Source organism: Paenibacillus sp. B2(2019) (assembly GCF_008370385.1).
GTDB lineage: Bacteria > Bacillota > Bacilli > Paenibacillales > Paenibacillaceae > Paenibacillus_AQ.
In genome coordinates, this window is record NZ_VTZR01000002.1 from 532,029 (window position 1) to 551,396 (window position 19,368).

The following is a 19,368-nucleotide window of genomic DNA, read 5'->3' on the forward strand; positions in this document are numbered from 1 at the left end:
TCTGCTACAATAAAAGAATTATAGCCGTATACGGCTGGAACAAAGTGTACAGGACTGCTGTCGCATGCTATTGATGCGGGTTTATGAAGAAGGGGATGGAGAACGTATGAAGAGCTTAGCGGTTGATTCTCTCATGCCGGAGATCGTGGAATGGAGACGCCATTTACACCGTCATCCGGAGTTGTCTTTTCATGAAAAGGAAACGTCAGCATTTATAGCAGACAAGTTAGCAGAATTCGGCATTGAAGTTAGGAGAAGCACGTCTGGGTATGGTGTAACGGGTATATTGCGAGGACATCGGCCGGGGAAAACGGTAGTCCTTCGCGCGGATATGGATGCACTACCTATTAAAGAGGAGAATAAGAATGACTACGTTTCGCAAAATGAAGGAGTTATGCATGCCTGTGGGCATGATGGACACACTTCAATACTGCTGGGTGTAGCCTCTTACTATAGCAGCCGCCTTGAAGAGTTAGAAGGGGAGCTGCGTTTTCTTTTTCAGCCAGCGGAGGAGGTATGCCCGGGTGGTGCACAGGGGATGATTGCCGAAGGCATGCTGGAAGGCGCGGATGCTGTGTATGGTTTGCATTTGTGGACTCCGCTTCCAATGGGGACCGTGGGCAGTGCGCCAGGACCTCTTATGGCATCTGCTGATGAATTTTTCATTGATATCATCGGCCGGGGCGGACATGGCGGTATGCCGAATCGCACGATAGACAGTATTGTGGCCGGGGCGGCGCTTGTGACTCAGCTTCAGAGCATCGTAAGCCGCTCTGTGAACCCGCTGGAGCCCGCTGTTCTTAGTGTAGGAACCATTCAAGGGGGATTCGCCCAGAATGTCATTGCTGAGCATTGTCGCATTACAGGAACCGTACGGGCGTTCGACGAGGAGACCCGTTATCTGATCCGCAGCAGAATCGAAGAAATGACAGTTTCAATAGCTGGCGCATACGGTGCAGAAGCTAAGATAGACTATGTTATGGGATATCCGCCACTCGTAAATCACGAGGGCGAATACCAGCGTTTTTCCGAGGTGGCACCAGGAGCACTAGGAGAAGCTGTTCAAGTGATTCGGATGGAAAAGCTGATGCCAGCTGAGGATTTTGCCTACTATGTAAAAGAAATTCCTGGCTGCTTTATGTTCGTAGGGGCTGGGAATCCAGATAAAGATGCAGCTTACCCGCATCATCATAGCAAATTTGATTTTGACGAGGATGCAATGTTGCATGGGATGAAATTATTAATCGCTATGGCGAATTCCTGTTTGCAAGAGAAGACAATCGTATAATTTCGTTTCTTAGAGGAGAACCTATTCCATAACATGGAGATTACGTTTAGGAGGGTTCGTTCTTGAAGACAGTGAAAGAGGTTATGACGAAGGAGCCTGTAACAGTTACACTACTGGATAATGTGTATGAAGTCGCTGTTAAAATGAGAGATCATGACACTGGATTTATACCAGTCATTGATAATGAAGACGATAAGACATTACTCGGAGTAATTACAGATCGTGATCTAGTGATTAGAGGTTACGCGGCTAAACACCCTGGATCAACAGCTGTGGAAAAGGTAATGAGTAGAAAAATTCAGACCGTCTCAGAGAATACATCTGTAGATGAGGCTGCAGAACTGATGTCGAGCTGGCAAATTCGCAGATTGGCTGTGACTAGTGGCCAGAAGCTGATTGGTGTAGTGTCCATCGGTGACTTGGCTGTGCGCAACATTTTTGCGGACGAGGCTGGCGAAGCACTTCATGATATTTCGCAGCAGCATTTACATTAAATAGTTTGATAGGGAAGCTCATGACCGTTATGCGGGGATGAGCTTTTTCCTGTTCAAATATCCTTATATTTCTCGCATAAACGCTTACCGTCCTTTTGGGACGCCGAAGGCGTTTTTACTTGTATGAATGTAAGCAGATTACATAGCGCAGACTTGAATAAAATTAATGGTTCGGGAGGGAACGTTATGAATGAAACAGGGGCTTGCATTGTGCGAAGGGATCGGACGATTCTACTGGAATGTGCACATCCTGGTTTTGAGAAGGCTAGGAAAGAACTAGGAGCCTTTGCAGAGCTCGTAAAGAGTCCTCCGGTTTATCACACTTATAGAGTCACTCCATTATCATTATGGAATGCAGCAGCGCTTAATTATACAGCTGAAACGATTATTTCAAGTCTGCATCAACTCGCGCGCTGGGGTGTTCCTGCCGGGCTGGAGGATGAGATCGCAACTCTTCTCTCTAGGTATGGGAAGCTTACCCTTCACGGTCAGGAGACTTCGAATGAGCTCATTACGCTTAGGGCTGAGACAGCTGAGATTCTGAATGAACTAGTTAATGAATCAGGTCTAAAGGAGTTAGGTTTGCAGAGAATAAATCCACTAGAAAGCTCATGCCGTGCGGAGAACCGAGGGCTTTTAAAGCAAGAGCTGATGAGACTAGGCTACCCTGTACTGGATTACGCTGGTTATCATGTCGGACAAGCTCTAAGTTTGACCTGGAAGGAGTCTCACAATCACGCAAAGGATGGAGCGAAAGGTGAAGCTTTTGGACTGCGTGAATATCAGCAGGAGGCTGTCCAGATGTTTCAAGGCATAGAAGGGCAGGGAGGCAGCGGGGTAGTTGTGTTGCCTTGTGGAGCGGGTAAGACGGTAGTGGGATTGGCCGTTCTTGAAAGTCTACAATGCGAAACACTGATCTTAACTTCAAATACAACTTCGGTAAGACAATGGGTAGATGAGCTGCTTGAGCGAACCGATTTGGCTGATGAGTCTATTGGCGAATACTCCGGTGAAAAAAGAGAAGTGCGGCCTGTTACTATAGCTACCTATCAGATATTAACGCATCGTCAATCCAAAGGCGGTCCTTTTCTCCATATGAAGCTGTTCAATGAACGCAACTGGGGTTTGATTATTTATGATGAGGTTCATCTGCTTCCAGCTCCAGTATTCCGGGCTACAGCAGATATTCAGGCTACTAGAAGACTGGGTCTCACTGCAACTCTGGTTAGAGAAGACGGGAAGGAAGGGGACGTATTCTCATTGATCGGGCCTAAGCGTTACGACATGCCTTGGAAGGAGCTGGAGCAGCAGGGGTGGATTGCAGAGGTAGAATGTGTCGAGATGATCGTACCGATGAGCTCTGAGCTGAGACAGAAGTATTTGTATGCGGAAGCGAAAGAGAAATTTCGTATGGCCTCATGCAATCCTGCAAAAGCTGAGGTTATAGTCGAGCTTCTAAAAACCCATCAGGGATCATCGGTTCTGGTTATTGGACAGTATCTCGACCAATTAATTGAACTGGCGGATAAGATCGGTGCACCTCTGATTACGGGGAAAACGAAGCAGCGAGAAAGAGATGAGTTGTATGCAGCTTTTAACGAGGGAATAATACAGGTGCTTGTTGTCTCTAAAGTAGCGAATTTTGCGGTGAATTTGCCAGATGCGTCGATTGCTATTGAGGTTTCAGGAGCTTTTGGATCCAGGCAGGAGGAGGCCCAGCGCTTGGGTCGAATCTTGCGTCCGAAGGCGGGTGAGAACAAAGCGTACTTCTATTCGCTGGTATCTGAAGATAGCCGGGAGCAGGAATTCGCTATGCGCCGCCGGATGTTTTTAACAGAACAGGGGTATGAATATGTCGTTAAAATGGTGCCGAACGGAAAGGAGCGAACGATCCATTGAACCAGCTATCAGTGGAAGCCTTAGAGGTCTTAAAGCGATTATGTGCTGCTTACGCGGCCCAACCCTTTGACGAGGGGAAAGAAGAGCGGTGGCGTCCTACGACGCTCTGCCGGGCAGAGCAAAAGCTTGCAATGAATGAACTGCGGCGCGCGGGGTTGTTAACTGCGAGGCATAAAATATTGGGGGAGAAGCTGTATCAGATTCCTGTGGAACAATTATTAGTGCTAGAACAAGAATTCTTCCCATACCAACCTAAGTTTATTGAGGGTTATTCAGTGAATCTATCCATGGAGGCGGGTGCTGGACTGGCAGTAGATCTGTTTCGGGCCTTGCTGTTCATGGCTCGTGAAGGATTGCCTTTGACCGCTAAGGGAATTATTCATAAAAAGAATTTAAATCGTTTAGCGGCTCAGCTTTCTTTTCAGGAAAAGCATTTAGCGGGGCTCTCTATGGGCACTCCTTCGAATGAAATGGATGCTCTGTCAGCGGCTCTTGTAGTAGATATCATGTTGTGTCTTGGGCTTATTACCAGACTGAAAACAGGCTATAGACTGGACAAGGATATGCTGGGAAGTTGGTTGCAACTTCCTGAGACAAGAATGACTGACATCCTGTATGGGATTGTTATTCATCGTTTTGGAAACATTGGGCCTGCCGATCAGCATTTTCGCTATTTAATATCCAGCAATGCTTTTGTATCAGAGAAATGGACAGCGTTGCCTGAGCTTCTGGACTGGATGGCAGATATGAATTTAACTGGAACAGTTTCCCGGAAAGAGCTGGAACAATCAAGCTTGAACTGGCTTCGTTGTCTAACAGGCTTTGGATGGTGTGAACTGGGGAGCACGCCTGAGGGTATCCAGTGTTTTCGCTGGACTGCTGCAAAACCGAAGCTGATGTACAGTAGTGAGTCCTTCCCTGATTCTGTGGCAGAGCATTCGAATGACCAGTTTATTGTGCAGCCCGATTTTGAAGTCCTGATTCCACCGGATGTTCTCTATACTGTGCGCTGGATTTTAGCTGAATGCGCAGAACTTCTGCAAACAGATACGATGTGGAGCTTCCGACTGACTCGTGAGATGCTAGTGCATGCATCAGAGCGAGGGATGCCTCCAGAAGAAGCGATAGCTTGGATTAAAGATCATGCACTGGGTGGTCTGCCATCTGTGGTAGAGCTGTCTTTAGAGCAATGGGGAAAGAGCATTGGCCGAACATCACTCTCTGAAGTGATTCTGTTGACTTGTCAGACGGAGGAGGACGGAGCGGCTATTGCAGCCCATCCGCGACTGCAAGAGAGCCTTGAACGTATCGGACCGCTTCATTTCCTTGTATCTCCGGAGTCTGTGGAGCAGATGCGTAAGGAGCTGTTCTTAGCAGGATTGGCCCCTTCTAGGATGATTGGAGGACGTGAGGAAGAGGTGGATGCTGAATGGACTTCATTTCATCAAGAAGCCGAAACCGAGCAAGTGTTGTATTCACTTCCAGTACTAAATCCTGAACTAAGGCTACTCGACAGAGGGAATCCCTTTTTAAACCTACCAGTTATTTCTCCTGAGCAGGAGGAGGATATCTTATTAGGTGGAGAAAATGTGCCACAGATCTGGAGCAAGGAATGGCGCCATTATCATAGCTCAACCGCTCAGAAAGTAATGGAACAAGGGCTGAAATGGGGAATTAAGGTGCGGTTTTCCTTAAAGGACCAAATGTTAGATTTCATCCCCTCCAGAATAAAAGGTAATCCTTGGAAAGTGGCAGGGCATCTGCTGTATAACGATGGTGAAACGGTTGAGGAAATAGAGCTGACCCCTGAAGACTGGAAGGAAATGAAGTTGGTAATTCCCAAAAGGCGAAGAAATTCCTCTTCTGCTGAAGCGAGTGATTATGGTATGATAGAAAAGTCTACTGAATTCGGTAGAACATTAACGTAGAAAAGAGCTGAGTTCATGAGCGTAGCGGAATTAAATACGGTCGATATGGCTGAAGTGCTGACATACGCCTATGAATTAGGCGATATGATTAATCAATCCGCCGAAGTGTCGGATTACTTATACTGGAAAGGACGGGTTGATTCGAACCCAGAAATTCAGGCCATGGTCAAACAGCTTCAAGCCAAGAAGGAGTTGTTTGAAGAAACACAGCGATTCGGACATTTTCATCCGAACTATCATTCAGCGAAGGATGAGGTTTCGGCAGTAGAAGCGGAATTGGAGAAGTTTGAAGAGGTCGCTCGTTTTAAGCAGGCGGAGAAGACTCTTGATGACATTCTGCATTCCATGTCGGAAGCGATTGCTTTTTCAGTATCGGATAGCATTAAAGTACCAAGCAATGATCCTTCCCCTAAAGGTGGATGCGGTAGCGGGGGAAAATGCTCCTGCGGATAAGCTTCCCTTAGGATTTAGAGAGAGAAAGGCGGTTTAGCTTATGTTTGCGGAACGGACAGGATACATCATTTGGGTAAGTGACGTTAAAGCGGCACGTAACCTTGAGAAATACGGAACATTACATTATGTTTCTCGGAAAATGCATTATGCAGTGATGTATGTAAATGCAGAACGTGCCGAGGAAGTTATGAAGAATGTCCGCAGACTCTCCTACGTTCGTAAGATCGAAAGATCCTATCGTAACGAAATTAAGACAGAGTATACCAGTAATGGGCCGGACAAGTCCCGTAATTACGGTATGTAATTCTTGGAGATGAACAGGTGCTTAAGTAGCACCTGTTTTTTTATGCGCAGATCTCGAGTAACCGCGGTTTCTTCCGTGCTCTGGAACTTGTACAACTTTCAGCAATGAGGTAAGATGACAACATTAAGTACATACAAAGACCCTTATGGTGGAGTGTGATGATGATGCGCAACAAAGGGACGGATTGGCCCAGTTCTTACGAGCCCTTCCACATCATGCTGAACGACTACAGGGTCGCTGACATCGTTATAACAAATCATGCGAAGAGTCGTTATTTGGACCGGATCAGTAAAGGTGTAAGCGATGACGAAGAGGTCGCCGCATGGATGTGGCAGTGCCTGATGCAGAATCGGCTCAAGCCCTTTTCAGACAGTGATTTTAACGCGTATTTAATTGACGATGACTCTGTAGTAATCGCTGAGTTCACGGAATTGATAGGTGAAAATGATATTTCAGGTCAGCCATTATATTCTATGATCATCGTTTCGTTTCTTGGTAGAATCTCTGCGACTCCACAGTTGAGAGATTTAAAAACTTACTTTTCGCTGCTGCGCAATTCCCGCCGCACTAAGCTAACGAAGAAGAAGCGTAAACGTAAATAGTGTATAAAGAACGAACAGGAGGCATGCGGCGGTGGCTGCATGTCCTTTTTGAAAATAAGAATATATAAGCTTCATATCGTACATAATCCCTTAAGTTTCTTTTATAGATAGCACAAGGAGTTGCAGAGCATGAACTTTCATCAATTACATATTTTTTATACTGTCTTAGAGCGAGGAAGCTTCTCGGCAGCGGCACAGACATTACATATGACTCAACCAGCAGTGACCATGCAAGTACAGGCGCTAGAGGATTATTTTGGAACCAAGCTCTTCAATCGTTCTACCAAAAAAATCATGCTCACCGAAGCAGGTCATACGTTAATGCCATACGCGCTGCGCAGTATCCAATTGATGCGGGAGACGGATCAAGCGATGTCGGCGTTTACGCATATGTTGGAAGGGCGCTTGCAGCTTGGGGCAAGCCTTACCATTGGGGAGTATGTGCTGCCACGGCTCTTAGGTCCTTTTGGAAAGCAATATCCGAACATTTCAATCATGATGAAGGTCATGAATACCTCGCAAATTATGGAGGAAATCCTAAAACATCAGTTGAATTTTGGTTTAATTGAAGCATCGGTAACACATCCTGATATGGTGATTGAGCCGGTGATGGGGGATGAATTGAAATTGATTGTGCCCCATGATCATCCGCTTGCAGAGCAGCAAGAGGTCACTTTGGAGGAGGTGCTTCAGCACCCTTTTGTCCTGCGTGAGCAGGGCTCAGGAACGCGGCGTGTGATGGAAGAGCAGCTGTTCTCGAAGGGGCTTGATCCGGGATCGATGAAAATAGTGATGGAGCTTGGTAGTACGGGTGCTGTGAAGTCGGCAGTGGAGGCAGGTCTTGGGGTTACTATTATCTCAACTTCTTCTGTTAAACATGAGGTTGCGCTTGGACTACTGAAAATCGTGAATATCTCGGATGCCTCATTTAAAAGACAATTCTACGCCATTCATCTAAAATCGACATTGCTGCCAATTTCTGCAGTGACGTTCTTGACTTTTTTGCGTGAGCATTCGAATGATAACTAAAGTAATATGACCAGAGGCAGGAAACTTAGAAACTAGCAGTAGAGGTGATAGAAATGGAGAATGAAACTAGACTGGATGAACTGAAGGGCGACAGACCGGAGAATATTGACGCCTCACGATGCGATCTTCACACGCATACTCAAGCCTCTGATGGCATGCAGCCACCGGAGGAAAATGTACGTCTCGCTAAAGAGAAGGGACTAATCGCAGTTGCCATTACGGATCATGATACTGTGGCTGGTGTGAAGGAAGCTCTCAAAGCAGGAGAGAAGTACGGAATCACTGTTGTACCGGGTGTAGAGATCAGCACTCGTGCTGGAGGAAAAGATATTCACGTCCTTGGATACTACATAGATCCAGCAAATGAGTTGTTTCTTTCCCGTTTGGAAGGGCTAAGAGAAACCCGGGCACAAAGGAATGAGGCGATCCTCTCAAAATTACGTGGGCTTGGGATTGAAATTACGCTTGAGGCAGTTGTCGCGGGAATTGGACGGGAACTGAAGCCTGATGAGAGTATTGGTCGACCACATATTGCTGATGAGCTGGTTCGTCTTGGAGCAGCTACGGATATGAGAGATGCGTTCAATAAGTATTTAGCCGAAGGTGCAGCGGCTTACGTGTCACCCCCACGAATCACGCCCGAGGAAGCCTGTGATTGGATTATCGAGGCGGGTGGGTCTCCAGTATTGGCGCATCCAGGCCTATATGGTGACGACCAGTTAGTACGAGGGATTATGGAGCGGGGGGCTTTTAAAGGGATTGAGGTTTATCATTCGGATCACGAACCCGCTGATTCAGAGCGTTACCTAACCATGGCTGAAGAATTCAGCTTAATTATAACCGGTGGCTCGGATTTTCATGGTGCCCGCCAAGGTGTTGTATTCCATGGAGATATCGGTAGTGTTACGGTTTCTGTTGAAGCGCTGGAACAGTTGAAGAAGGTTGCTGGCATGTTACGTCAAAACTAAGTTCAATCAGTTGCACATAATATACTGAAAAACGAAAACCGGCTGTCATCCACAAATGGACGACAGCCGGTTCTTTTTGTTATTTAGCTTCTCAGCGTATTTGGAAGACTCTTAATGCGATTTTCATCTGGAGTGACAAACAATGTTTTCTGATGATCATAGATCACAAATCCGGGTTTCGAGCCACTCGGTTTGCGGACATGGCGGATTAGTGTGCAGTCTACAGGCACACTGCTTGACTGCTTCGCCTGACTGAAATAAGCGGCAAGCTGGGCGGCTTCTTCCAGTGTGGTATCTCCAAATTCCTCACTACGGATGACAACGTGAGAACCAGGAATATCCTTGGTATGCAGCCAAGTGTCATTAGGTGAAGCCAGTCGATTAGTGACGTATTCGTTCTGTAAATTATTTTTTCCAACATAAATGTCGATGCCTTCAGACGAGGTGAAGACCTGCAATGTAGGTCTGGTTGCTTTTTTCTTTTTCTTGCCTTTTTTGCTTCGGTCGCGAAGATATCCTTGACTTACAAGCTCGTCGCGGATCTCTTCAATGTCATTCAATGAGGCATGGGCAAGCTGTTGAAGTAAACTTTCCATGTAGGATATTTCCTCATGGGTCTTAATCAGCTGCTCATTAATGACAAGGAGGCTGTTTTTATATTTGTTGTACTTTTTAAAATAACGTTGTGCATTATCCGATGGGCTTAATAAAGGGTCAAGTGGGATGACCATTTCTGCCTGATTTTCATCATAATAATTGACCAAAGAGGCTTCTTTATCTCCTTTGGACACGGCATGTAAGGAGGCGAATAGCAATTCACCCCAAATACGATAGCGATCTGCGTCTTGCGCTTCGTCTAGATCCTTCTGTAGATTGGCAAGCTTCTTAACGTTTTTGCTACGTTCGTTGCTCAGGAAACGGATCAAATCACTTACCCGTTGCTTCACCGTATCACGTTCAGCTTTATCCCCGTAATAATCCTCCATGCACTCACTAATCGTGTTATATTGCTTCGCATTCTCACCCAGTAGAGATAACGGAATCGCGGAAAAAATCATTTTCCCTTTCGCATTCGCACCTGAAACAGGAGAGAATTCGCAATTATGGACAGGTCCCATTACAGACTGGAAGGCGTCCCATAACTTTGTTGGGAATTCTGGTGCAGATCCCTGTGTATCACCTATCGCAAGGTCATTTCTGAGACGAAGAGCAATCTCTCCGGCAACAAGTGGACTCATTCCGCTGAAGGCATGCACCATCCAGCCTACCGGGTCAGCTGATGGGGAAGGACCGCCTGAGCCGTCAGGTTTCTGCTCAACCTCTTCTTTTGTAATCAGGTTGGCGAGCTCACCTTCAATGATTTCTTCCGGTTCGGCCTCCTTCTCATCTTCTTCCAGTAGAGCGGATTCTTCAGCAGCTGAGATCAAATTGAGAAATCGTTCTTTATCGATCTCCAGAGGGTTCAGCTTGTGTTGCTGAGGAGGCTCTGTGTAAGCGACACCAGGCATTACGATCCGGTAGCTGCTGATTGATGGAGTAACATGATGAATACCGTCTATGATCGTTCCTGTGCTGAGCTCAGTAAGGATGATATTACTATGCCGTCCCATGAGCTCTATGATGATCTTTTTGGCAGAGACGTCTCCAAGCTCATCTCTAGTCTTAACATTTATGTGAATAATTCGTTCCATGCCTACCTGAGTGATACTCTCAATAGCCCCACCTTCACAATGCTTACGCATGAGCATGCAGAACATAGGTGCTTCTGAGGGGTTTATGCTGCTTCTTTCTGTAAGGTGCAGACGCGGATATGTCGGATTAGCAGAGAGCAATAGCTTGCCGCCGCCACCGGCACCCCGCAGGTTGAAGATAAGATCGTGATTGCTCGGTTGATATATTTTGCCTATACGCGCACCGATGAATGATTGCAGTTCGTGCACGATAGCTCGGGTAACAATGCCGTCTAATGCCATGATAAAGCTCTCCTGTCGACGTGAAATGAATTTCTGAAAATATAAGAAAGTATAAGTTTCACATCATACTTTATATCTTATATTTCTTGTTTAAACGCTTACCGCCCTTATAAGAACACCGAAGACGTTTAAGCTTACCTCTCTATGATGCCATACTTTGGGACATTCGTGCAAAAGGGGAATTGGTTAGGCGGTGATATTATTGGACGACCTTGAATACACTTGGTCATGAACAGGTGGAAAAGCTGTGCGCCGCCGGAAGTCAAGAAACGACCGGGAGGGAAAGAAAAGTCATGGAACAAAACAGTTGGCACCGGCTCGGTGCAGAAGAGCTGCAGAAAATGTTCAATGTCCATCCGAGGACGGGCCTCAGTGGAGAGGATGCCGCGGAGCGACGGAAGCAAAATGGGTATAACGAGCTGTCCGAAGGAAAGACCGTATCCCCGTTTACCCTGCTGTTGAACCAGTTTAAGGATTTCATGGTGCTTGTGCTTATGGGTGCGACGCTCGTATCCGGTTTGCTTGGCGAATATTTGGATGCCATCACGATCATCGCGATTATCCTTTTAAACGGAGCCCTTGGGTTTGTTCAAGAGTTCCGCGCCGAACGTTCGCTAAGAGCTTTAAAACAGCTCTCCGCACCTTCTGCCAAAGTACTGCGTGGGGGGAACAGCGAGGTTATTCCAGCAAAGATGTTAGTACCAGGTGATATTGTCTTGCTGGAGAGTGGTGATCGAATACCCGCGGATATACGATGGCTGGATTGCAGTTCTCTATATGTGGAGGAATCCGCGCTAACTGGGGAATCGCTGCCTGTCTCGAAGCATTCGGATGTGATCCGCGCGGAGGAGATTCCGCTCGGCGATCAGAAGAATCTTGGGTTCATGGGCACGATGGTAACCAGGGGTACTGGTAAAGCTATCGTAATTCGTACGGGTATGGACACAGAGATGGGTAAGATTGCAGACCTGATCCAGAATACAGAATCTCAGGAAACTCCCCTTCAGCATCGTCTCGAGCAGTTAGGGAAAATTTTAATCTATGTATCACTAGGTTTAACTATTGTAGTTGTAGCAGCCGGTATTTTACATGGACAGCCTGCCACAGCAATGTTCTTGGCCGGGGTAAGCTTGGCGGTCGCTGCGATTCCGGAAGGGCTTCCGGCCATTGTAACCATCGCACTTGCGCTGGGCGTGCAGAGGATGATCAAACGAAAGGCCATCGTTCGTAAATTACCTTCAGTGGAAACCTTGGGCTGCGCATCCGTCATCTGTTCGGACAAGACGGGTACATTGACTCAGAATAAAATGACGGTGACCCGATTATGGACGGGCGGACGTGGCCTTGAAGTAACAGGTGAAGGTTATGCTCCGAGCGGACAGGTTCTGGAGAAAGGTAAACCGGTTGATCTCAAAAATGATCAAAGTTTAAGACGGATGCTACAGGTGGGTGCTTTGTGCAGTAATGCTGAGATTATTGAGACCTTTCCGACCGAAGTGCGAGGTAAGCGTAAAGGGAAGGATAAGGACATTGTAGTTGATAAATCTTCTGACAGCTCATCGATCTGGGAACTCAAAGGAGATCCAACGGAAGGGGCTCTAGTAGCGCTTTCAGGGAAGATGGGTTTGACTGCCCAGACGCTAGCCGTAACCTACTCCCGTGAGAAGGAATTTCCTTTTGATTCCGAGCGGAAGTTAATGTCAGTTATTATTGGTCATCCCGGAGGACGGATGGTATGTACGAAAGGCGCGCCTGATGTGCTGCTTAATCGCTGTTCGTATACGCTTTGGGAAGGCGGTGTCGTGCCTTTAACGCCAACATTGCGGCAGAAAGTACTTGATGCCAATGAGCAAATGGCTTCAGGTGCACTTCGTGTCCTAGGTATGGCTTATCGTGATATGCGTCCAAGTGAACATGTGGATAGTGAAAAGGATGCGGAGTGCCAACTTGTCTTTATCGGATTGGCTGGAATGATTGATCCGCCACGGCGTGAAGTTCGCGATGCCATTAGCGTCACACGCCGAGCAGGAATTAAGACTGTGATGATTACTGGGGACCATGGAACGACTGCAGAGGCCATTGCTCACCAATTAGGAATTCTGCAACGTGGGGGCACAGTATTAACAGGGGCTCAACTGACTCGGATGGATGATGATGAGCTGGATAAAGTATCGGATAATGTGTACGTATTCGCCCGCGTATCTCCAGAGCATAAGCTTCGTATTGTGAAGTCTTTGCAGCGCCGTGGTCATGTTGTGGCTATGACCGGAGACGGAGTCAATGATGCTCCAGCCATTAAAGCGGCAGATATAGGAATATCTATGGGGATCACCGGAACAGATGTGACCAAGGAAGCATCTTCATTAGTGTTAGGGGATGACAACTTCTCAACCATTGTTGCGGCCATTGAAGAGGGTAGAAACATCTATGAGAACATTCGTAAATTCATTCGATACCTGCTTGCATCAAATGTAGGGGAAATCTTGACCATGTTCTTTGCCATGATGCTTGGTCTGCCTCTGCCATTAGTGCCTATTCAAATTTTATGGGTCAACTTGGTGACAGACGGACTGCCAGCGATGGCGCTTGGTGTTGACCAGCCTGAGAAGGACTTAATGGAGCATAAGCCACGTGGTGCAAAGGAAAATATTTTTGCCCGTCGTTTAGGGTGGAAGATCATAAGCCGTGGATTTTTAATCGGTTTATGTACGTTAGGAGCATTTTGGCTAACCTTACGTGTGGCACCAGAGAATCCAGCGCAGCTGATTCGAGCACAATCCGTAGCTTTTGCGACACTCGTTATGGCTCAGTTGATTCATGTCTTCGATTGCCGCAGTTCTCGTTCGGTGTTCCATCGAAATCCGTTCCAGAATAAGTACCTAGTTCTTGCTGTATTGTCATCCGTGATTTTGATGCTGGCTGTTATGTATATTCCATTTCTCCAGCCCGTCTTCAAAACAGTGCCGCTTAATTTCCGTGAATGGTGTCTAGTATTCGTAACAGCGGGAATTCCGACCTTCTTGATGGGGGCTGGCAGTGTTTGGGGCGGTAAACGAAATCGAGGTCGTAGCGGCAGTAATTCGATGATAAAAAGTACAAAAATTTCGGCATAAAGTTAATAGTATTGCTCCATTCCTAAAGGTATACTTGTTGCAGTTAACAGCTCGTATCTAACTTAACATAACCTTTAGGAGTGGACTTTCAATGGAATTCACAAAAATGCACGGCCTAGGCAATGACTTCATCGTAGTTTTCGGCGAGCAAGAGCTACCAAGTAATGCAGCGGATCTTGCTGTAACGTTATGCAATCGATTCTTCGGAATTGGAGCGGACGGACTTGTATACATCCTTCCGTCTGAACGCGGCGATTACATGATGCGCATTATGAATTCTGATGGCTCGGAAGCAGAGCAGTGCGGAAATGCCATTCGCTGTGTATCCAAATATGTCTACGACCATGGCCTGGTAAACTCCGAGCAGATTGTTATTGAAACGATTGGTGCCGGAGAACAAAAGGTTACCTTGAATGTAAAAGACGGTGTAGTGGAAACTGTAACGGTTGATATGGGTGAACCTGTATTGTCCGGTCTTCAAATTCCGGTAGCTATTGATGCAGAACCCGTGCTCTCAGAGCGGATTGAATCGGATGGAACCGAATTTAAGTTTACTGCAGTATCTATGGGGAATCCTCATTGCGTTATTTATGTAGAAGATGCCGTATCTTTCGATCTTGCGACATGGGGACCTAAGCTAGAGGTGCATCCATTGTTCCCGAGAAAGGTAAACGTCGAGTTCGCGACGGTTCTGGATCGAGGCAGAGTAGATATGCGGGTATGGGAACGTGGAGCTGGACCGACACTTGCTTGTGGGACTGGAGCTTGCGCAACTTTAGTATCTTCTGTGCTAAATGGTCTGACGGACCGAGCAGCTTGGATTAGTCTAAAGGGTGGCGATCTGTTCATTGAATGGAATGAAGAGGATAACCATGTGTATATGACAGGTCCTGCTGAGGTTGCATTCACAGGTAGTGTAGCCATTTAGAAAATACTTAAGAAGGCAGCCCAAGAGAATCTCTTGGGCTGCCTTTTTGTGTTTCCACATCCTTGCGACTTTATGTAGCCGAATAATGGAAGGGATAACCGAGAATAATACCCCTAAGATTGAAAAAAGGGGGGACCTTGTTGAACATAAACGGGATAAACAGAAGAAACAAATCCGCTAAGGAACAACAAGGAGCCTCAGTTCATGAAGATACTCGAATTCCGAGGCTTACCGATGATTTGGACCAAACGCTCGACCAAATAGATAATGAGTTGGGTCATAGTCCTGATCTCAAAATTCGTCAGGTAAAGATCGGAGGTGAGAGCCCCGTTCAAGCAGCAGCGATTCATCTTAATGGTCTTGTCAACAAGGAAACGGTCGATGAATTCGTAATCGGTTCGTTACTCGGAATTACAGACGAAATGCTCAAAGAGAACATCTCTGCAACAAATGATCTTAAGGCATTCGTATTGAACCGTGCTTTGGAAATAGGTCAAGCACAGCTGCAAGAGGAGTGGAATGAGGTTCTACTGGCGATCCTTTCTGGCAAAACGGTCATTCTGATTGAAGGTTATGACAGTGCAATTGTGTGTGAGACCGAGGGAGGAGAAGCTCGTTCCGTCAGCGAACCATCCACCCAGCTAGTCGTGCGAGGCCCAAAGGATAGTTTTGTTGAATCTGTAGCTACGAACATTTCCTTGATTCGGAGAAGAATTAAGTCTTCTAAGCTAAGACTAGAACATTTAAAGATCGGAAAGGTAACTCACACAGATGTGGCCCTCATGTACATTAAAGACAATGCAGACGAGAAGTTGGTAGAAGAGGTGAGAAATCGGCTACAACAGATTAATGTCGATGCCATCATGGAATCCGGTTATATTGAAGAACTAATTCAGGATAAAACCTTCACACCTTTTCCAACCATTAATAATAGTGAACGGCCTGACGTTGCAGCGACGAACCTATTAGAGGGTAGGGTTGTGATCATTATAGATGGCACCCCGTTTGTATTGATTTTGCCTGCGGTATTTACACTGTTTTTTCAGTCTGCCTCGGATTATGCTCAAAGGTTCGATATTGCAATTCTCATGCGTCTTGTTCGATATATCAGTTTTATTGTACTAATTCTTGGACCTTCCGTTTATATAGCGTTAACCACTTACCATTATGAGATGATTCCTACAACCCTGTTAATCAATCTATTATCACAACGTGAAAATGTACCTTTTCCTGCTTTTGTGGAGGCAATCCTGATGGAAGGAGCGTTCGAGATCATTAGAGAAGCTGGAGTAAGAATGCCGCGTGCAGTAGGACAGACAGTATCCGTTGTTGGTGCTCTTATTTTGGGACAGGCAGTAGTAGAAGCAGGAATCATCACACCGGTTATGGTTATTGTAGTAGCGCTGACAGGGATTGCGAGCTTTGCTATACCTGCTTATAACATGGCGATAGCAGGTAGAATTATCCGTTTCGGATTTTTAATGCTGGCCGGTATGTTTGGTTTTTATGGGATTACTTTAGGCTTAATTGTTTTGCTTGCACATATGAATAGTCTGCGTTCATTCGGTGTCCCTTATCTATCCCCTATTGTGCCTATATCCTCACATGGTCAAAAAGATGCGTTCTTAAGACTGCCCTTATGGGCTTTGAGAACGGAGCGAGTTTCTACAACAAAGAGGCAAGAAGGCATTTCGGAAGGAAAGAAGATCTCAACAGGACATGAACAGAATGTTTCTCCTAAAATCCTTGAAAAATCTACTGGGGCAGAGCATCCAAAAAAAGGAGCGCAGGATGAAGAGTAATCGCACTATTTTTATTGGGGTTGTCCTGCTATGTTTATTGATATTTCTCAGTCTTACAGGCTGCTGGGACAGTGTGGAGTTAAATAGAAGGGCAATCGTTTCTGGAGTGGCTATTGATAGAGGTCCTACAGATGAGGAAAAATATGTATTATCTTTTCAGATTATAATTGCTGACGAAATCTCTGGCGAGAACGCCAGAGGTACTTCGCCAGTCGTAGTATATAAAGGCAGTGGACGTACAATGTTTGAAGCGTTGGCTAATGCCTCGCGTCAGACTGCGCGCTTCTTGTCCTTAGGACATATCCGAGTGATCGTTATTTCGGAGAAGTTTGCTCGCGAAGGTATCAAAGATATGATGGATGTCCTAGAAAGAGAGAGTGAAACTAGGCTAAGCAGTTTTATTTTTATATCAAAGGGACAGCCGGCGGTAGATAGTATGACGACCATGACTACGTTTGGCAAAATACCCGCCAATGATCTAGTGGAGAAGCTGCAGACGACCTCTAAACAGTATGGATATAATTACCGGATGGAAGTAGACGATATAATTCGTGGTATTCAAATTCCAGGTGGTGGGCCTATCGTCAATGGGGTAATGGTAACAGGCGAATTGGACAAAAAAGATAATAACGACAGTTTGAAAAATATAGATCCTGAGGCCATTCTTAGAGTTACAGACTTCGCTGCATTTAAAGAGGACAAGCTGAAAGGCTGGCTACGAGGTGATGAAGCTATAGGCACTGCCCTGCTAAAGAATAAAATTACACAAATTCCAGTAGTGGTTTCGATTGGTGAGGATGAATATGTAGCGTTCATCGTGTATTTATCTCAGGTACATATTCATGCTGATGCGAAGGACGCGGAGCATCCGGTAATCACAATAAATATCACTGAGCAGGCAGGTTTAAAAGAATCGCCTAATGCTTTGGATTTGACAGATCCCAAGGTCTTAAATAATCTTTCGGAACTTCTAGAACAGAGTATCAATGATAAGTTACATGCAGCTGTCTCAGCAGCTCGTTCGTTAAAAAGCGATTATCTTGGATTTGGTGAAGTTGTAGAACGAGAGAATCCGCGGGGGTGGAAGCAAGTAAAAGATCATTGGGATAGCATATTTGCAACCTGTGAGATCAAGTTTAATGTGGATATAGTTATTCGGCATACCGACATGCGGAGTGATTCCTTTCAGTCCAAAAAGAAATGATAATTTAGGAGGGCAGCTATGGGAAATATAAAAATAGGACTACTTCAATTTTTCACCCTGACAGTGTTGTTTGAACTAGGGACGGCGCTGGTAGTGAATCTTGGAATGGAGTCTGATAAGGATGCTTGGATTTCCATATTGCTGGGGAATTTGATAGGATTAATTGTTTTTGCAGGATATGCCTATCTTTATAGAAAGTTTCCGAATCTGCCCCTTACGGCATATATCCGGCAACTATTTGGTAAATATGTGGGTTCGTTGATATCCATAGCTTATATCGTGATATTTCTTAATTTGGCTGGTCGTGATCTGCGAGATGGTAGCTCTATGCTAGTTATGGCTACTATGCACAGGACGCCGTTATTCATTGTAGCGATGTTAATGGTATTATCTAGTGCTTATGTATTGCATAAAGGAGTAGAAGTGCTGTCCCGAACTTCGTTGGTGTTTGCGGTGATTGTGATATTAATCGGTTTATTTTGTTCGAGCATGTTAATGTTCTCGGGCTCCATTAATTTGAACCGTTTGCTCCCTGTTTTTGAGAATGGAATTAAGCCAATTGTTTCTTCTGTTTTACATCAAAACTACATTTTCCCTTTTGGTGAAATGATCTGTTTTACTATGCTTATGCCCTATCTGAATAACGTTAAAAAAGGTCCTTGGGTAATCGCAGCGGGCATATTTGTATCAGGTATACTGTTAAGTATGACCATGGCCTTAAATATATCGGTGCTTGGTACAGATATTGTCAGGCGTTCTCCGTTCCCCTTAATGCCTACGATCAGTAAGATCTCTATCTCCGATTTTATTCAACGTGTGGATATTCTAATTGTCATGGTGCTAATAATCGGTGTTTTTTTCAAATTGTCTGTTTTTTTTGCAGCAGCACTTATTGGGATTTCAGAATTGTTCAAGATTCCTTACCGAAGAATGGTGTATCCGGTAGCTCTAATAATCCTGTTCAGTTCGATGTTGAACGCACGGAGCTTCACAGAACATATTGAAGAGGGAGGGAAACTGCTATATACGGTCTTTCCCTTCTTTATGGTGTTGATTCCATTGCTCCTAATTATTATTGCAGCGATAAGAAGTCACAGTTCCCCTCCTCGTTCTGGTTGATGCCCCGTGTTCCAGGCTAGGATATCGGGAATAATCAGACAGAGCAACAAAATACAAGCAGCGACTTTCTCAGAGGGGGTATATAGCAAGTAATTTAGAATATAACCGATATTGCCCAGACCATACCCGTACATCCAATCTCCCAAATACAGAAATAATAGGCAGAGAATGCATAGAAGTAGAATTACAGTGTATTTTCGGATGAGAAGCTTTCTTGTCTTTTTCTTCACTTAAACACCCCTTTAATTTTTTTTACGTTAGTAT

General features: G+C 45.5%; 16 protein-coding genes. 14 read left to right on the forward strand and 2 right to left on the reverse strand.

What is annotated here, in order from left to right:
* The first annotated feature begins 64 nt into the window (after positions 1-64).
* From PAENI_RS02775 to PAENI_RS02815, 9 genes are all read left to right on the forward strand, one after another.
* Positions 65-1,288: a M20 family metallopeptidase gene (locus PAENI_RS02775; RefSeq protein ID WP_149644176.1), complete on the forward strand. Its 1,224-nt coding sequence runs from the start codon at positions 65-67 to the stop codon at positions 1,286-1,288.
* Between the two features lie 62 nt (positions 1,289-1,350).
* Entirely contained in the window at positions 1,351-1,782 is a 432-nt protein-coding gene (locus PAENI_RS02780) for a CBS domain-containing protein (protein WP_149644177.1), read from the forward strand.
* Between the two features lie 186 nt (positions 1,783-1,968).
* Positions 1,969-3,681, forward strand: a complete 1,713-nt coding sequence (locus tag PAENI_RS02785; protein ID WP_149644178.1) for a DNA repair helicase XPB — start codon at positions 1,969-1,971, stop codon at positions 3,679-3,681.
* Positions 3,678-5,609: a helicase-associated domain-containing protein gene (locus PAENI_RS02790; protein ID WP_149644179.1), complete on the forward strand. Its 1,932-nt coding sequence runs from the start codon at positions 3,678-3,680 to the stop codon at positions 5,607-5,609. Before PAENI_RS02785 ends, PAENI_RS02790 begins: the two co-directional genes overlap by 4 nt.
* 15 nt (positions 5,610-5,624) lie before the next feature.
* Positions 5,625-6,062: a YlbF/YmcA family competence regulator gene (locus PAENI_RS02795; protein ID WP_076282926.1), complete on the forward strand. Its 438-nt coding sequence runs from the start codon at positions 5,625-5,627 to the stop codon at positions 6,060-6,062.
* A 40-nt stretch (positions 6,063-6,102) separates the two neighbouring features.
* Entirely contained in the window at positions 6,103-6,366 is a 264-nt protein-coding gene (locus tag PAENI_RS02800; RefSeq protein WP_042126853.1) for a YlbG family protein, read from the forward strand.
* 164 nt (positions 6,367-6,530) lie between these two features.
* Entirely contained in the window at positions 6,531-6,968 is a 438-nt protein-coding gene (locus PAENI_RS02805; protein WP_149644568.1) for a hypothetical protein, read from the forward strand.
* 129 nt (positions 6,969-7,097) lie between these two features.
* Positions 7,098-7,997, forward strand: coding sequence for a selenium metabolism-associated LysR family transcriptional regulator (locus tag PAENI_RS02810; RefSeq protein ID WP_042187365.1), 900 nt, complete (start codon positions 7,098-7,100; stop codon positions 7,995-7,997).
* Between the two features lie 53 nt (positions 7,998-8,050).
* The gene (locus tag PAENI_RS02815; protein ID WP_149644180.1) at positions 8,051-8,965 is read left to right on the forward strand and encodes a PHP domain-containing protein; all 915 of its coding nucleotides are present in this window, start codon (positions 8,051-8,053) and stop codon (positions 8,963-8,965) included.
* Between the two features lie 83 nt (positions 8,966-9,048).
* On the opposite strand, the gene PAENI_RS02820 is transcribed toward PAENI_RS02815, so the two are convergent.
* On the reverse strand, positions 9,049-10,938 hold the full coding sequence (locus tag PAENI_RS02820; protein WP_149644181.1) for an Rqc2 family fibronectin-binding protein: 1,890 nt from the start codon (positions 10,936-10,938) through the stop codon (positions 9,049-9,051).
* A gap of 293 nt (positions 10,939-11,231) precedes the next feature.
* Between PAENI_RS02820 and PAENI_RS02825 the strand changes: the two genes are divergently transcribed.
* The 5 genes from PAENI_RS02825 to PAENI_RS02845 all read left to right on the forward strand — a co-directional run bounded on the left by PAENI_RS02825 (position 11,232) and on the right by PAENI_RS02845 (position 19,104).
* Positions 11,232-14,051: a calcium-translocating P-type ATPase, SERCA-type gene (locus PAENI_RS02825; RefSeq protein WP_149644182.1), complete on the forward strand. Its 2,820-nt coding sequence runs from the start codon at positions 11,232-11,234 to the stop codon at positions 14,049-14,051.
* Positions 14,052-14,142: 91 nt separating this feature from the next.
* The gene (gene dapF / locus PAENI_RS02830) at positions 14,143-14,979 is read left to right on the forward strand and encodes a diaminopimelate epimerase (RefSeq protein WP_149644183.1); all 837 of its coding nucleotides are present in this window, start codon (positions 14,143-14,145) and stop codon (positions 14,977-14,979) included.
* 137 nt (positions 14,980-15,116) lie between these two features.
* A complete protein-coding gene (locus PAENI_RS02835; protein WP_149644184.1) occupies positions 15,117-16,781 on the forward strand; it encodes a spore germination protein in 1,665 nt (554 codons plus the stop codon).
* The gene (locus PAENI_RS02840) at positions 16,771-17,985 is read left to right on the forward strand and encodes a Ger(x)C family spore germination protein (protein ID WP_076282920.1); all 1,215 of its coding nucleotides are present in this window, start codon (positions 16,771-16,773) and stop codon (positions 17,983-17,985) included. The genes PAENI_RS02835 and PAENI_RS02840 overlap by 11 nt, the downstream gene beginning before the upstream one ends.
* Before the next feature lie 18 nt (positions 17,986-18,003).
* On the forward strand, positions 18,004-19,104 hold the full coding sequence (locus PAENI_RS02845) for a GerAB/ArcD/ProY family transporter (protein ID WP_149644185.1): 1,101 nt from the start codon (positions 18,004-18,006) through the stop codon (positions 19,102-19,104).
* Here the strand turns inward: PAENI_RS02845 and PAENI_RS02850 are convergent.
* Entirely contained in the window at positions 19,077-19,334 is a 258-nt protein-coding gene (locus PAENI_RS02850; protein WP_149644186.1) for a hypothetical protein, read from the reverse strand. The two genes, PAENI_RS02845 and PAENI_RS02850, sit on opposite strands and share 28 nt — an antisense overlap.
* Between the last annotated feature and the right edge of the window lie 34 nt (positions 19,335-19,368).

Bases quoted from the DNA above. Each gene is read 5' to 3' on its own strand.
- PAENI_RS02775 (WP_149644176.1), top strand. From the start codon at position 65: ATGCTATTGATGCGGGTTTATGAAGAAGGGGATGGAGAACGTATGAAG.
- PAENI_RS02805 (WP_149644568.1), top strand. From the start codon at position 6,531: ATGCGCAACAAAGGGACGGATTGGCCCAGTTCTTACGAGCCCTTCCAC.
- PAENI_RS02825 (WP_149644182.1), top strand. From the start codon at position 11,232: ATGGAACAAAACAGTTGGCACCGGCTCGGTGCAGAAGAGCTGCAGAAA.
- PAENI_RS02800 (WP_042126853.1), top strand. From the start codon at position 6,103: ATGTTTGCGGAACGGACAGGATACATCATTTGGGTAAGTGACGTTAAA.
- PAENI_RS02820 (WP_149644181.1), bottom strand. From the start codon at position 10,938: ATGGCATTAGACGGCATTGTTACCCGAGCTATCGTGCACGAACTGCAA.
- PAENI_RS02795 (WP_076282926.1), top strand. From the start codon at position 5,625: ATGAGCGTAGCGGAATTAAATACGGTCGATATGGCTGAAGTGCTGACA.
- PAENI_RS02785 (WP_149644178.1), top strand. From the start codon at position 1,969: ATGAATGAAACAGGGGCTTGCATTGTGCGAAGGGATCGGACGATTCTA.
- PAENI_RS02810 (WP_042187365.1), top strand. From the start codon at position 7,098: ATGAACTTTCATCAATTACATATTTTTTATACTGTCTTAGAGCGAGGA.
- PAENI_RS02815 (WP_149644180.1), top strand. From the start codon at position 8,051: ATGGAGAATGAAACTAGACTGGATGAACTGAAGGGCGACAGACCGGAG.
- PAENI_RS02845 (WP_149644185.1), top strand. From the start codon at position 18,004: ATGGGAAATATAAAAATAGGACTACTTCAATTTTTCACCCTGACAGTG.
- dapF (WP_149644183.1), top strand. From the start codon at position 14,143: ATGGAATTCACAAAAATGCACGGCCTAGGCAATGACTTCATCGTAGTT.
- PAENI_RS02840 (WP_076282920.1), top strand. From the start codon at position 16,771: ATGAAGAGTAATCGCACTATTTTTATTGGGGTTGTCCTGCTATGTTTA.